Below are 14,596 nucleotides of genomic sequence, written 5' to 3'. Positions count from 1 at the left end.
CAACAAAATGATCAAAGATGAAAACGATATTTAGAAATATAGTGGTAATGTTAAGCCTGTTTGGCTTGATCTTTACCGGATGTAAAAATGAGCTGGACTTAAGTCCGGTGAGCAGTTTAAGCGATGCGAGTTATTGGCAGACCGCAGATCAGTTTGATGCTTTTGTGAACGGGGTATATACCCGTTTTAGAAGTCATAATTCTAACTTCCAATATTTGGGAGAGTTACGGTCGGATATTTTCGGTACCGATCCTGGCTCTACGGCCACTTTTACAGGAGAGGCAACGCAAGGTTTAGAACGGATGTGGTTACAAACACTCGATGCCGACAACTCGGGAGTAAGTGGTTTTGGTGGTTTCTATACCAACATCAATCAGATCAATCTGCTGATTCATAAATTGAACGAAAGTAACATATTGCCAGATACCAAAAAGAAAAATTATCTGGGTATGGCCTATGGTTTACGTGCTTTTTATTATTTCCAGATGTACCGAACCTGGGGTAAAACCATTATCCAGACAGCGCCTACCACTTCGGTTGATGTATCCAACCTGGCCAAAGCCGCCTCAAGCGAAACTGATGTAATGGCGCTGATCAAGGCCGATATTGATCTTTCCAATTCAAATTTTGGAACGGCTTATGCATTTGATGCCAAAAACAAAAAAGGATTTTGGTCTAAAGCAGCAACCCAGATGTTAAAAGCAGAAGTTTACTTGTGGAACGCGCACAGGAGCGGTGGTATTGCTGATGCTACAACCGCTAAAACAGCATTAACAGACATTCAGGCAAATGTTACGCTGTCGCTATTGCCGAATTTTGCAGATGTTTTCTCGACCACCAATAAGGATAACAACGAAATTATATTCTCATCTAAAAACAAATTAGACGAGGCGACATTGGGTTTTATTGGTAATTATGTGCCTCAAACAGGCTTAATTGTTAACTTTTACGATTCAGTAGGCAACCGTAAATTTGATGTGGCAACCGATAATTATGGTGGCTTGTTAAGGGCACCTACTAAAATTGCCACTTACCGTAAGTTTAATAACCTAGATCTTCGAAAAAACCTATCCATTCAGGCCGCCTATACAAAAAATACGGCTGGTGCTTATGTAATTGCAGGTGCTTTCCTTAAGAAATATCAAGGTGAGCAAAATGCAGGTAACAGGGCTTATACCAACGATTACATCATTTACAGATATTCAGACTTATTGCTTTTACTGGCAGAGGCGAAAGTAATATTAGGTGAAAGTCCGGTTGCCGAAATCAACCTGGTTAGGGCAAGAGGATATGGTGCAAATTACAATGTGGCTACTCTGGGTTATCCAAACCAAACAGTAGATGTAAACAGCAACGAAGCCATTTTAAAAGAACGTTTTCTCGAATTTATAGGAGAAGGAAAACGTTGGTATGATTTAAGGCGCATGGGCGATAATTTTGTTTATGAATATACACCGGTTACCGTGGCAACTTCTTACAAATTGTTGTGGCCCTTAGATCGGAGTACGCTTACCAATAATAGGGCTTTGGTGCAAAACCCGGGTTATCCGGCTTTTTAAATAAAAAGCGCGGGTATTTAGGGCAACTGTCTGGAAATACCTGCGCACAACGTAAATAATAAGATACACAATATGTTAAATACTAAATTACAAGGGCTTATCGCTGCTCCATTCACGCCATTTGATCCATCAGGAAAATTAAATTTATCAATAATACAAGCATACTACCAGTTTCTTAAGTCGAACGGTGTTACGGGAGCATTTATATGTGGTTCAACAGGAGAAGGTGTTTCACTTACCCGTGAAGAAAAAATGGAAGTTGCCGAAGCCTGGGCAACAGCCACCAAAAATGATCAAGATTTTAAGGTAATGACTTTGCTTGGTGGTACCTGTCTGGCCGATTGTAAAGTATTGGCAAAACATGCAGCCGAAATCGGCCTATATGGTATATCCTTTACAGCACCTTCTTATTTCAAACCTTCAAATGTTTGGGTTTTGGCAGAAATGTGTGCTGAAATTGCTTCAGAAGTGCCAGAAATGCCTTTTTATTATTACCACATTCCGGTATTAACAGGAGCAAACCTCAATATGATTGATTTATTGGAAGCTGTTGATGGTAAAATACCAAATTTCGCAGGCGTGAAATACACACACGAGGATTTTATGGACTTTCTTTCCTGCATGAGTTTCAGAAACAACAAATACGATATGCTTTGGGGGCGCGACGAAAATATGCTTTCTGCATTGGTTCTAGGCGCAAAGGGTGCCGTGGGCAGTACATTTAACTATTTAACCCCTCTATACAGCAGATTAATTGAAGCTTTTGAACAAAACGATCTGAAAACCGCCGTTGCTCTACAGCAGAAATCGATCGATTTTATTCGTTTATTGGGTAAATACGGTGGAATTGCAACAGGTAAAGCTTATATGAAAATGATCGGTTTAGATTGTGGCGAATTCAGGCTACCCGTTAAAAATATGGATGCAGCTGCATTCGAACGCTTCAAAACGGATGTTGAAAATTTAGACTTTGAGGGTTTTAAATCAACAGCTGAACTAAATAAAATTGAAAAGGTTTAGAGCTTAACTACATTGCCCTCAATTATCATTAAGCAATGGTTATCTTTATTTAATCCCTATTTCGTATTCATGAAAAAGATCATTTTATACCTTACTTTCTTGCTTACATCTATCACATCATCAGAATTATCGGCACAGTACCAGCATGTTAAACATATTGACTGGACCATAGCCGCCCAAATACCTCAAGCTCCTAAACAAAAAGCTGCAATTGGCTTGGCTGGTGCTATATCAGGTACCAATCATAATATTCTACTTGTTGCAGGAGGAACAAATTTCCCTAACGAAATGCCGTGGAATGGAGGCAAAAAGAAATATTATGATGATGTTTTTCTATACCAGAAAACCAGCCCCGGTTTGCTTCTAATGTCTGCTAAGAAAGAGTTGAAATTGCCGTTTAATCTGGCATACTGTGCAGTTTGCAGCACTTCGCAGGGAATTGTTGTTGTTGGTGGTGAAAATGAAAATGGACTGAGCAAAAAAGTATTAATCCTGAACTGGGAAGCAAATAAATTGCAGATCAGCTTTCTTCCGGATTTACCAAATGGGTTAACCAATGGTGCTTTAACTGCAATTGGAGATGTTGTTTACCTGGCTGGTGGCGAGGTAGAAAATGGAGCAACAGATCAATTTTTATCGTTGAATTTAACAAAACAAGAGGAAGGGTGGAAAAAAATGATCAATCTCCCTCATGCCGTTTCACATATGGTATTGTTGCATCCTGAAAAAAGCAGGGAAATTTTCCTGATTGGGGGTAGAAAAAGAAATCAGGGCGATACCAGTACGCTATATAAAAATGTATTTGCCTATAATATCGACAAGCAAATCTGGACCATAAAAGAATCATTACCTTATCCCTTATCTGCTGCTTCGGGCGTTGCAACCGAGAAAGATTTATTGATATTTAGTGGCGATCAGGGCGAGATCTTTCATCAGGCAGAAAAACTAATTGCCGAAATAGATTGGGAGAAAGATCCTTTGAAAAAAGAAAGTTTAAATCAACAGAAAATTAAACTTCAATCTAATCACCCTGGTTTCAGTAAGTCGGTGCTAAAATATGATATAAAACAGAATACCTGGCTCCGCCTGAAGGGTTTATTACCTTATGGTACAGTGACAACCAATGCAGTGCTTTTAGATCACGAAGTGGTTATCCCTGGCGGAGAAATTAAAGCGGGGGTAAGAACGCCTAATATTTTAATGGGGAAATTAAAACCAAACAAATGAGAGAGAACAGATACGCTTGGGTTGTAGTTGCACTGCTTTGGTTTGTAGCCTTGTTGAATTACATGGACCGCCAAATGCTTTCGACCATGAAACCAGCCATGCAAATGGATATTGCCGAGCTAAAATCGGCCACTAATTTTGGCTATTTGATGGCTATTTTTTTGTGGATTTATGGTTTAATGAGCCCTATTTCGGGAATTATTGCCGATAAGTTAAACCGTAAATGGTTAATTGTTGGTAGTTTAATGGTTTGGTCGCTGGTTACTTTTTTAATGGGTTATGCCACTACCTTTAATCAGATTTATTGGCTAAGGGCATTAATGGGCGTTAGTGAAGCACTTTATATCCCTGCAGGCTTGTCGCTGATTGCCGATTACCACAGTTCGAAAACAAGATCGGTTGCCATTGGTATACATATGACGGGGCTTTACATGGGGCAGGCTTTAGGTGGTTTTGGTGCAACTATAGCTTCCAAATTCTCTTGGCAGGCTACCTTTCATTCTTTCGGCTTTGTAGGTATTGTATATTCACTGATCCTGATGTTCTTTTTAAGAGAGAAAAAACATGTTGGACTACAGGGTGCCGAATCGATCCGGATTAAACAGCCACTGTTTAAAGGATTGGCGCTTTTATTTAGCAATATTTCTTTTTGGGTAATTCTGATCTATTTTGCTGTTCCGAGTTTGCCCGGGTGGGCAACCAAAAACTGGCTTCCTACTTTATTCGCTAATAATTTAGGCATAGATATGGCCCAGGCTGGACCCATTTCGACCATTACCATTGCAGCATCCTCATTCTTAGGAGTAATTTTCGGAGGTATTTTATCCGATAGGTGGGTACAGAAAAATATTAAAGGGCGTATTTATACCAGTGCCATTGGCTTGGCTTTAACCATTCCCTCACTATTGCTCATTGGTTTTGGACACTCTTTGTTCAATATCGTTGGTGCTGCTTTTTGTTTCGGTTTCGGTTATGGGATGTTCGATGCCAATAATATGCCTATACTTTGTCAGTTTGTTTCCTCAAAATACAGGGCCACAGCTTACGGGGTGATGAATATGACTGGTGTTTTTGCCGGGGCTTTCATTACCGATTTATTGGGCAAATCAACAGATTCGGGCAGTTTGGGTAAAGATTTCGCCATGCTTTCTATCATTGTTTTTATCGCCTTAATGATTCAACTTTATTTCCTGCGTCCGAAATTTAATGATTTTGAAGATGCTTAATTCAACAGAAAAATATGAAACTTATTAAAATAGGTGCAGCATTCAGTTTGCTGCTCATTCTTACCGCATTCACATTACAAGCTTCCCCATTGAAAGGGCTAAGCATTACAGCCTCTTCACCTGTGGTTCCTGTTTTAAAAGGGATGGATTCAAATCCACTTTTGAGGGTATTGATTTATATCCCTGCTGGTGAAAAAGAAATTACATTTAAAAAAATAGCTGGCAAGCTCAATCCCGCAGGGCTTCAGTCTATAGAAAAGATTGATGTTTATTTCACGGATCAGGAACCACTTTTTTCAACAAAAAATAAACTGACTACCATCAATCCGACCGCTGTAAATATGGGATTTGAGCTGAACATTAACCTTAAGCCAGGTATGCATTACATTTGGTTTAGTGCTAAACTGAAAGATCAGGCCGATATCGATTCGAAAATTGAATTTCATGTGAATCAGATTGAAGATGCGAATGCTAAAAAAAATACCGTAATGGAAGAGGGACAAGGTTTTGTTAAAAGATTGGGTATTGCAGTAAAAAAGGCAGGTGAAAACGGCATCAATACCTTTCGTATTCCGGGGATAGCTACAACAAACAAAGGTTCGTTAATTACCGTGTACGATATCCGTTATAAAAACTCAGGAGATCTGCCTGGAAATATCGACGTGGGCATGAGCAGAAGTACCGATGGCGGTAAAAGCTGGGAACCCATGAAGGTAATTATGGATATGGGCGAGCCGAATGAAAATAATGGAGTGGGCGATCCAGCGGTTCTTTTTGATCCCATTACTAAAAAAATCTGGGTAGCAGCACTGTGGAGCAAGGGAAACCGGTCAATAGCTGGATCAAAGCCAGGCTTATCAGAAGATATAACCGGGCAATTGGTACTGGTGAGTAGTGATGATGATGGATTGACTTGGGCAGCACCAATAAGTATCACCAAAAATGTTAAAGATCCGGCCTGGAACTTGTTTTTTAACGGTCCGGGTAGCGGTATCGCCATGGCAGATGGTAAATTGGTTTTTGCTGCGCAGTATTGGGATGAGCATGCTATGCCACATTCCACATTGCTATATAGCGCAGATCATGGCCTGAGCTGGAAAACCGAAGATGGGCCCAAACCCAATACTACTGAAAGCCAGATTATAGAAACCACGCCAGGTATTTTAATGCTGAATATGCGCGATAACCGTGGTAGCTTTAGAAGTGTAGCCACAACAGCTGATATGGGTAAAACCTGGGTAGAACACCATACTTCGTACAATGCGTTGCCTGATCCCATTTGCATGGCCAGTTTTATCAAAGCAAAGGTGATGTTAAAAGGCAAGGAAAAAGAAGTGGTATTTTTTGGGAACGACAATACGCAGGCCAACCGCTACAACTTAACTGTAAAAGCAAGTTTAGATCTGGGTGAGAGTTGGAACAAAAGAAATGAGCTCTTGGTAGATGATCGAAAGTTTTATGGTTATTCCTCATTAACAAAGATTGATGATCAAACGATTGGCTTTTTCTACGAAGGCTTAAAAGATTTATATTTTGTCCGTATTCCGGTGAGTGAAATCGTAAAATAAACCTTATGAAAACTTTTTTTGGGTTAATAATAGGACTGGTCTTTTTGATCAGCAGCAACGCTTATGCGCAAAAAATAAAGATTGCCTGTATCGGGAATTCCGTAACAGCAGGTTATTCATTAGCCAACCCACAGCAAGAATCTTACCCGGCCAAATTACAGCAGCTTTTGGACAATCAATATTTGGTGGGCAATTTTGGCCATAGCGGCGCTACCTTGTTGAAAAAAGGCCATAATCCTTATTTTAAAACCAAAGAATTTAGTGAGGCATTAAAATTCCGTGCCGATATTGCCATTATTCATCTTGGTTTAAATGATACCGATCCACGGAACTGGCCAAATTATAAAAGCGATTTCCAAGCTGATTACCAATGGCTGATAGATAGTCTGAAAAAAGGAAACCCAAAGCTTAAAATTTATATCTGCAAACTAAGTCCAATTTTTAGTGGCCATCCAAGATTTAAATCAGGAACACGCGATTGGTATTGGCAGATCCAGGATAAAATTGAACAGGTTGCAAAAGTAAATGGATTTGAACTAATCGACCTCAATACTGCATTAAATAACCGCCCGGAGCTTTTTGCCGATAACTTACACCCTGATGTTAAGGGTGCAGATATTATTGCGAAAACGGTTTATGCACATATTACCGGAGATTTTGGAGGTTTTAAATTAAATAAACTATTTGCCGACCACATGGTTTTGCAGCGCGACCAGCCGATCCAGATTTATGGAACGGCCAATGCAGGTGATTTGATTGAAGTTCAGTTTAACCATATTACCCAGCGAGTAATAACAGATCGCCATGGCAATTGGAAAGTGTTTTTTAAACCGATGAAATTTGGTGGACCTTATGCGCTTAAAGTTGAGGCAGATCGACATACCATTTTGTTAAAAGATATTATGATTGGCGACGTATGGTTATGTTCAGGTCAATCAAATATGGCCTTTCCGTTAAAATCATCAGCTACCGCTGGGGCTACTTTAAGCCATTTAAACAAAAATCTGCCCATTAGATTGCTAAAGTATGATCTATTGGCCGAAACAGATAATGTCGCCTGGGAGGAAAAAACTTTAAACCAGATAAGCCAACTAGACTATTTCTCTGGAAGCTGGGCGAAACCAGATGAAAATACCATCGGCAATTTTTCGGCAGTTGCTTATTATTTTGGAGAAAAAGTTGTGTCAAATACGCAAATCCCAATTGGGCTAATTCAAATGGCGGTTGGTGGTTCAACGCTCGAATCGTGGATGGACCGAAAAACATTGGAGCACGACGATCTGCTGGTTGATCTGTTAGGTAACTGGCGGAAATCGGATTTTATCCAAGATTGGGCACGTGGCAGGGCCGATGTAAACCTCAAAAATGCAGTTAACCCGAAACAGCGCCATCCATACGAACCGGCCTATAATTATGAAGCCGGGATTTCAAATTTAATTGGCTTTCCAATAAAAGGTGTGATTTGGTATCAGGGAGAGAGCAATGCGCATAATGTTGAGCTCTATAACCACGAGTTTCCACTATTGGTTAAAAGCTGGCGCGAAAAATGGAATTATAATTTTCCTTTTTATGATGTTCAACTCTCATCTATCGATCGCCCTTCCTGGCCCTCTTTTAGAGATGCACAGCGGAAATTGCAGGCTGTTATACCCAATTCGGGCATGGCAGTGAGCTCCGATCTTGGCGATTCGTTAAATGTTCATCCTACCCATAAAAAAGAAATCGGCGAACGATTGGCTTTACTGGCCCTCAAAAATACTTATCATAAAAATATTTCAGCAAATGGTCCTGTGGCAATAAAAGCCATACAACAGCAAAATATCATAATTGTCACCTTTAGTCATGCTAAAAAGCTGATGTCTGGCGCTGGCTCGGTTTTAAAAGGTTTTGAGGTAGAGGATTCTAAAGGGAACCACTACCCTGTTAAGGCGACTATCTTTAAAAACGAGGTGCATTTAACTGTTCCTGCGCAACTCAAAATAATACAGGTTTTGTATGCCTGGCAACCTTTTACCAGGGCAAATTTAATTAACGAAGACAAACTGCCAGCTTCGACATTTTCTATTCCCATAAATTAAACCAACATGAGTTATACTACCGAAGAATTACAAAAACTTGCTACATTTTATAAAAACCAGTTGTTAAACAATACCGTTCCATTTTGGTTTCCAAGATCGATTGATGACGAACATGGCGGTTATCTGCTCATGCGCGATCGTGATGGAGGTTTGATCGATGATGATAAAGCCGTATGGATTCAAGGGCGTGCCGCATGGTTGCTATCTACCCTTTACAATACCATTGAGCCTAAACAAGAGTGGCTTAATGCGGCAAAATCTGGAATAGATTTCTTAAATAACTATTGTTTTGATAACGATGGACAGATGTTTTTTCATGTAACCCGTGATGGGCAGCCGATTCGTAAAAGGCGCTATTATTTTTCTGAAACTTTCGCGGTGATTGCAAATGCTGCCTATGCAAAAGCCAGCGGTGATGAAGCTGCGGCTGAAAAAGCGAGATATTTGTTTGGGAAATGTATCGAATATGCCACTACGCCAGGGTTATTGCCTGCAAAATTTACAGGAACACGTCCGGCGAAGGGCATAGGTGTGCCCATGATTATGATGAATACCGCACAGCAGTTGAGGGAGACCATTGGCGACCCACGTTGTGATAAGTGGATTTCGACCTGGATTGAAGAGATCAGGAACGATTTTGTGAAGGATGATATTCAGTGTGTGATGGAACAAGTGGCGCCAGATGGTTCGATAATCGATCATATTGATGGAAGAACTTTAAATCCGGGTCATGCTATAGAAGGCGCCTGGTTTATTTTGCACGAAGCAAAATACCGTAATAACGATCCCGAATTGATTAAATTGGGCTGTAAAATGCTCGATTATATGTGGGCGCGTGGCTGGGATAAGGAGCACGGAGGAATTTTATACTTTAAAGATGTATACAACAAACCTGTTCAGGAGTATTGGCAGGATATGAAATTCTGGTGGCCACAAAACGAAACCATTATCGCTACATTATTGGCTTATACCTTAACCGGTGATGAAAAGTACGCCCGTTGGCATAAAATGGTTCATGACTACGCTTATGATAAATTCCATGATCAAGAACATGGCGAATGGTTTGGTTATCTGCACCGCGATGGTACATTGGCGCAAACCGCAAAGGGCAATCTGTTTAAAGGACCATTTCATTTGCCAAGGCAAGAATGGTATTGTGCGCTGTTATTACAGGAAATGGGTTACTAAATAAAACAAAAAACCTTTCATTTCTGAAAGGTTTTCATTCGATTTTTTGTGTGTACTCGGGGCGGGAATCGAACCCGCACGCCTTTGAAAGCACAGGATTTTAAGTCCTGCGTGTCTACCAGTTCCACCACCCGAGCATTAGCCTGTTCCGAAATCCTTCGGTAGGTTAACTTTAAAATAAATGCCTTCTGGTAGGAAGGCATTTAGAGCGAAAGACGAGATTCGAACTCGCGACCCCGACCTTGGCAAGGTCGTGCTCTACCAACTGAGCTACTTTCGCAAATTAATACATTGTGTTGTATTCCTTTGGGGTTGCAAATATAGAAATTAAACTTTCCGAATCAAAAAAAATAAATAAAATTTTTAATAAAAATTATTACAGTCTCAAAATCAGTATAATAAAATTATTTTTCACTCATAATTTAAGCTATCGGTAACATTATGGTTGAATAAATGGTTGCTGATAATTTCTTTAGAGTAGACTTATGAGCATGTTTGAATTGCTTAAAATACATAAATTGACGTTATTGATTGTTTTTAATAAGCAAAGATATCCATATCTACCAGGGTGCTGTCAAACTTTAAGGCGATAAATGAAACACAGTGTCTTCTTTTCCACTCTCTCAATAATTACTATTAAGTGTTACGCTCAAACAAAAGGATGGTATAGAAATTAAACAAGCAGTACTTGACTACATTGAGTCGCAACAAAAGCCAGATCCATCGTCTTTAATATGCAATACTGAGAAGTTTATGAGTTATAAATAAAGTGCAGTTTCGTATATTTAAGAATTATATGTCAGCTTTGATGAATAGGAATGATGTATAACTAGTCACATAATAAAATGATGTCAGATAAGAGGCGTCTGAATATTTGAACAGTAAAGTTAAGTATATGACAACACCGGCAAGTATAGGAGAATTACTTGATAGATATAGTGAAGGGGAAAGAACTTTTGCAAACTGCGATTTTGAATTTCATGAATATATAAATAATATGATACTCGATAACTGCATCTTAGATTGTGCAAGGTTTAATGCTGCGAAATTTTACAAACTTAGCTTTTGTGGTGCTAGTTTAAAGGCTTGTGTGTTTAAGAATTGCTATTTCCAGAATGTAGATTTTCGGAATGCAAATTTAATCAATTCAGATTTCACCGGTGCTAGCTTTAAAGACTGTCGATTTGAGGATGCCATAGTTGATAGCGTTAAATATTTCAGCAATACTCTTAATACTGAAGACTTTATTAAATATTTATCAAATACACATAGATAAATACATTGGATTCAGTTATAACGGTGTCGTATAACGGCGGTTTGTAAAGTTTTCCTCAACAAAAAAACCTTTCATTTCTGAAAGGTTTTCATTCGATTTTTTGTGTGTACTCGGGGCGGGAATCGAACCCGCACGCCTTTGAAAGCACAGGATTTTAAGTCCTGCGTGTCTACCAGTTCCACCACCCGAGCATTAGCCTGTTCCGAAATCCTTCGGTAGGTTAACTTTAAAATAAATGCCTTCTGGTAGGAAGGCATTTTGGAGCGAAAGACGAGATTCGAACTCGCGACCCCGACCTTGGCAAGGTCGTGCTCTACCAACTGAGCTACTTTCGCATGAACAAAACTGATATTGTTGTTTCGTTTTGGTGATGCAAATATAGGCAGATTTATATTTCTGTCAAGAGATTTCTTGTTAAAAATTTAATATTTAATTTAAATTGCTGGCTTTCAGTACAAGTAAAATTAAATCAGTTTCAAAACCTTTTGCCTGAAGGTAGCTCATCAGCTTATTTTTTCTTTTAAATGGGTCATTTTCATTCAAAGTCGATGCTTTCTTTGAAGCTAATTTTTCGATGGTCTGTAGATAATCATCATCATTGATGCTGTAAATTGCCTTTTGCAAGATTTTATCGGGTACGCCCTTTAATTTCAAACCCTGTTTAATTTTAACACGGCCCCAATGTTTGATGTTAAATTTGCCCGATGCATAACTTTTAGCAAACCGCTCTTCATTTAAAAAGTTATTCAAAATCAGTTCGCTTATAATTTCTTCCAGTTCGTCACCTCGCATTCCCCATTCTACCAGCTTGTACCGCACTTCCTTTTGCGAACGCTCCTGGTAAACACAAAAATGTTCAGCTTTTACCTGCGCTTGTTTTTTATCTAATAATACTGTCTCTTGTTTACCGCTTTTCATAATTATTTACTGAAATTCGTAAAAATAATAGCGATTACCGTATTTTTCTGAATATAATAGCATGCAAAATCCAATATATACCATTGCCAAAATAGCCGAAATTTTAAATGCCGATGCCAAATTAGTTGATGAACAGGTGATTGTTCAATATTTGGTGATCGATAGCCGTTCGGTTTTGGTTCCTGAAAATTCTATGTTTTTTGCCCTGTCTTCGCATCGTGATGGACATGAGTTTATTAAAGATGCTTATATAAAGGAAATCAGAAATTTTGTAATTACTGAAGCGAAATACATTAACGAATACCCTGACTGCAATTTTTTACTGGTAGATGATGCTTTGATAGCGCTGCAAAAACTAAGTACTTATCATCGAAATCAGTTCGATTTAAAAACAATAGGTATTACCGGCAGCAACGGGAAAACGATTGTTAAAGAATGGTTATATCAACTTTTGGCAACCGACTTTAATATTGTTAAAAGTCCTAAAAGTTATAATTCACAAATTGGAGTGCCACTTTCGGTATGGCAGATTGAGACCGATCACACCCTGGGCATTTTTGAAGCAGGTATTTCTGCGGTTAACGAAATGCAGCTTTTAGCTGAAATCATTCGTCCTGAAATTGGAATATTAACCAATATTGGTGAAGCACATGCTGAAGGATTCGGTTCTAAAAAGGAAAAACTGACCGAGAAACTGAAACTTTTTGCAGCATCTGATTTGTTTATTTATTCACCCGAATATGTAACCGAAATCAGCGCAAAAGAACTTCCTGGTAAAAAACATTTTAGCTGGAGTAGTAAACAAGCGGCAGATCTTCAGGTTATTGCGGTTGAACCCATCAAAGCAAATTCCAATTTACGGGCCATTTATCAAAACAGAGAAATTGAATGCATTTTGCCTTTTAAAGATAAAGCTTCGATAGAAAATGGAATAATCTGCTGGGCAACCTTATTGGCTTTAGATTATACGCCAGAGCAGGCCAATTTACGTTTGGAAAAACTGAGTCATGTGAGCATGCGTTTAGAATTGAAAAATGGTATTAACCAATGTTCCATTATCGACGATTCTTACAGTGCAGATATCTCTTCACTAGCCATTGCCCTTGATTTTTTAAATCAACAGAATCAGCACGCAAAGAAAACCGTTATCCTTTCCGAATTATTTGAAACGGGGAGAGATGATTTGGATTTGTACACAGAGATCGCCGAATTGCTTTTGCAGAAGAAAGTAAACAGACTGATTGGAATTGGGACTCATATTTCAAAATATGCTGATCTTTTTAAGTTTGAAACTCAGTTTTTCGACGATACGAATGCTTTTATCGATGCTTTCCCAGGTTTACAGTTTAACCATGAAACCATACTGGTAAAAGGGGCCAGACGGTTCGAATTTGGCCGGATCAGTAAACTCCTTACCCAGAAAATACACGATACGGTTTTAGAAATCGATCTGAATGCCATGGTTAGTAATCTGCAATTTTACCGTTCTAAAATCAAACCTGGCGTTAAAATAATGGCCATGGTTAAAGCCTTTTCGTATGGGAGCGGGAGTTTTGAAATTGCCAATTTATTGCAATTCCATAAGGTAGATTATTTGGCCGTTGCTTATGCCGATGAAGGTATTGCCTTGCGTAAAGCGGGCATCACTTTACCCATTATGGTCATGAGTCCAGAGGAATCTGCTTTCGAAGCCATCATTAAACATAAACTCGAACCCGAAATTTATAGTGTAGAAATCCTGAATAGTTTTTTAAATGCACTGTCTGATTATGATTTCGATTATCCGATCCATATTAAAATAGATAGTGGAATGCACCGTTTAGGCTTTGATCAGTCAGAAATTGATACATTGTCTAATCTGCTTAAAGATTCGGCTAAGGTAAAAGTTCAAAGTATTTTTTCTCACCTGGTGGCAAGTGATGCTGCAGAACACGATGGATTTACACAACAACAAATTGAAAGGTTTAAAATCATCGCCAATCAGCTGGTCGAAGTTTTAAGTTATAAACCGCTGCTTCATATATCCAATACTTCAGGCATTTCGCGTTGGCCCGAAGGGCAAATGGATATGGTACGTTTAGGCATAGGTTTGTATGGTTTTGACTCTGCTTTGGCCAATAACCGAGGTCTGCAGACCGTAATGACACTTAAAACTACAGTAACCCAGGTGAAGACTTTAGCTCCAGGCGAAACTGTAGGTTACAGCAGGAAGGGTGTAATGCCAAGTGGAGGAAAAATAGCAACTGTGAAAATTGGCTATGCAGACGGATACACCCGGTATTTTGGTAACGGCGTTGGCAAAATGCTCATCAATGGCCATTTGGTGCCTACAATTGGCTCGATCTGCATGGATATGACCATGTTGGATATCACAGGTATTGATGTGAAACCTGGCGATGAAGCTATTGTTTTCAATAAGGAGCACACCATTATGCAGCTGGCGAAAGATATTGGTACTATTCCGTATGAAATTTTAACCAATATCTCACAAAGGGTTAAACGCGTTTATTTCTACGAATAAGAAAAGTGCTAAATT

General features: G+C 39.1%; 10 protein-coding genes and 4 tRNA genes. 9 read left to right on the top strand and 5 right to left on the bottom strand.

The window, feature by feature from the left end; all coding sequences use genetic code 11:
• The first annotated feature begins 17 nt into the window (after nucleotides 1-17).
• The 7 genes from nanU to EZ456_RS14205 all read left to right on the top strand — a co-directional run bounded on the left by nanU (nucleotide 18) and on the right by EZ456_RS14205 (nucleotide 9,866).
• On the top strand, nucleotides 18-1,559 hold the full coding sequence (gene nanU / locus EZ456_RS14235) for a SusD family outer membrane lipoprotein NanU (RefSeq protein WP_131531173.1): 1,542 nt from the start codon (nucleotides 18-20) through the stop codon (nucleotides 1,557-1,559).
• Between the two features lie 72 nt (nucleotides 1,560-1,631).
• The gene (locus EZ456_RS14230) at nucleotides 1,632-2,579 is read left to right on the top strand and encodes a dihydrodipicolinate synthase family protein (RefSeq protein WP_131531172.1); all 948 of its coding nucleotides are present in this window, start codon (nucleotides 1,632-1,634) and stop codon (nucleotides 2,577-2,579) included.
• A 69-nt stretch (nucleotides 2,580-2,648) separates the two neighbouring features.
• Nucleotides 2,649-3,806 (top strand): hypothetical protein, encoded by a 1,158-nt coding sequence (locus EZ456_RS14225; protein ID WP_131531171.1) that lies wholly within the window; start codon nucleotides 2,649-2,651, stop codon nucleotides 3,804-3,806.
• On the top strand, nucleotides 3,803-5,032 hold the full coding sequence (locus EZ456_RS14220; RefSeq protein WP_131531169.1) for an MFS transporter: 1,230 nt from the start codon (nucleotides 3,803-3,805) through the stop codon (nucleotides 5,030-5,032). Before EZ456_RS14225 ends, EZ456_RS14220 begins: the two co-directional genes overlap by 4 nt.
• 14 nt (nucleotides 5,033-5,046) lie before the next feature.
• On the top strand, nucleotides 5,047-6,600 hold the full coding sequence (locus EZ456_RS14215; protein ID WP_131531168.1) for a sialidase family protein: 1,554 nt from the start codon (nucleotides 5,047-5,049) through the stop codon (nucleotides 6,598-6,600).
• Nucleotides 6,601-6,605: 5 nt separating this feature from the next.
• On the top strand, nucleotides 6,606-8,678 hold the full coding sequence (locus EZ456_RS14210; RefSeq protein WP_131531167.1) for a GDSL-type esterase/lipase family protein: 2,073 nt from the start codon (nucleotides 6,606-6,608) through the stop codon (nucleotides 8,676-8,678).
• A 6-nt stretch (nucleotides 8,679-8,684) separates the two neighbouring features.
• Nucleotides 8,685-9,866, top strand: a complete 1,182-nt coding sequence (locus EZ456_RS14205; protein WP_131531166.1) for an AGE family epimerase/isomerase — start codon at nucleotides 8,685-8,687, stop codon at nucleotides 9,864-9,866.
• 53 nt (nucleotides 9,867-9,919) lie between these two features.
• On the opposite strand, the gene EZ456_RS14200 is transcribed toward EZ456_RS14205, so the two are convergent.
• Both EZ456_RS14200 and EZ456_RS14195 read right to left on the bottom strand, forming a co-directional pair.
• Nucleotides 9,920-10,003 (bottom strand) — tRNA-Leu (locus EZ456_RS14200).
• 70 nt (nucleotides 10,004-10,073) lie between these two features.
• Nucleotides 10,074-10,146 (bottom strand) — tRNA-Gly (locus EZ456_RS14195).
• Nucleotides 10,147-10,761: 615 nt separating this feature from the next.
• Here EZ456_RS14195 and EZ456_RS14190 point away from each other — a divergent pair.
• Nucleotides 10,762-11,142 carry a pentapeptide repeat-containing protein gene (locus EZ456_RS14190; RefSeq protein ID WP_131531165.1) on the top strand — a complete coding sequence of 127 codons (381 nt, stop codon included), beginning with the start codon at nucleotides 10,762-10,764 and terminating at the stop codon, nucleotides 11,140-11,142.
• A gap of 107 nt (nucleotides 11,143-11,249) precedes the next feature.
• Here EZ456_RS14190 and EZ456_RS14185 read toward each other — a convergent pair.
• The 3 genes from EZ456_RS14185 to EZ456_RS14175 all read right to left on the bottom strand — a co-directional run bounded on the left by EZ456_RS14185 (nucleotide 11,250) and on the right by EZ456_RS14175 (nucleotide 12,060).
• A tRNA-Leu gene (locus EZ456_RS14185) sits at nucleotides 11,250-11,333 on the bottom strand.
• Between the two features lie 68 nt (nucleotides 11,334-11,401).
• Nucleotides 11,402-11,477, bottom strand: a tRNA-Gly gene (locus EZ456_RS14180).
• A 94-nt stretch (nucleotides 11,478-11,571) separates the two neighbouring features.
• On the bottom strand, nucleotides 11,572-12,060 hold the full coding sequence (locus EZ456_RS14175; RefSeq protein WP_131531164.1) for a regulatory protein RecX: 489 nt from the start codon (nucleotides 12,058-12,060) through the stop codon (nucleotides 11,572-11,574).
• A gap of 61 nt (nucleotides 12,061-12,121) precedes the next feature.
• Here EZ456_RS14175 and EZ456_RS14170 point away from each other — a divergent pair, with 61 nt between their 5' ends.
• The gene (locus EZ456_RS14170) at nucleotides 12,122-14,581 is read left to right on the top strand and encodes a bifunctional UDP-N-acetylmuramoyl-tripeptide:D-alanyl-D-alanine ligase/alanine racemase (protein ID WP_131531163.1); all 2,460 of its coding nucleotides are present in this window, start codon (nucleotides 12,122-12,124) and stop codon (nucleotides 14,579-14,581) included.
• Nucleotides 14,582-14,596 lie beyond the last annotated feature (15 nt).

This window comes from Pedobacter psychrodurus, assembly GCF_004331735.1.
GTDB classification, from domain to species: Bacteria; Bacteroidota; Bacteroidia; order Sphingobacteriales; family Sphingobacteriaceae; genus Pedobacter; species Pedobacter psychrodurus.
The sequence above is the reverse complement of the archived record's forward strand: the minus strand, read 5'-3'. Positions and strand labels throughout refer to the sequence as shown.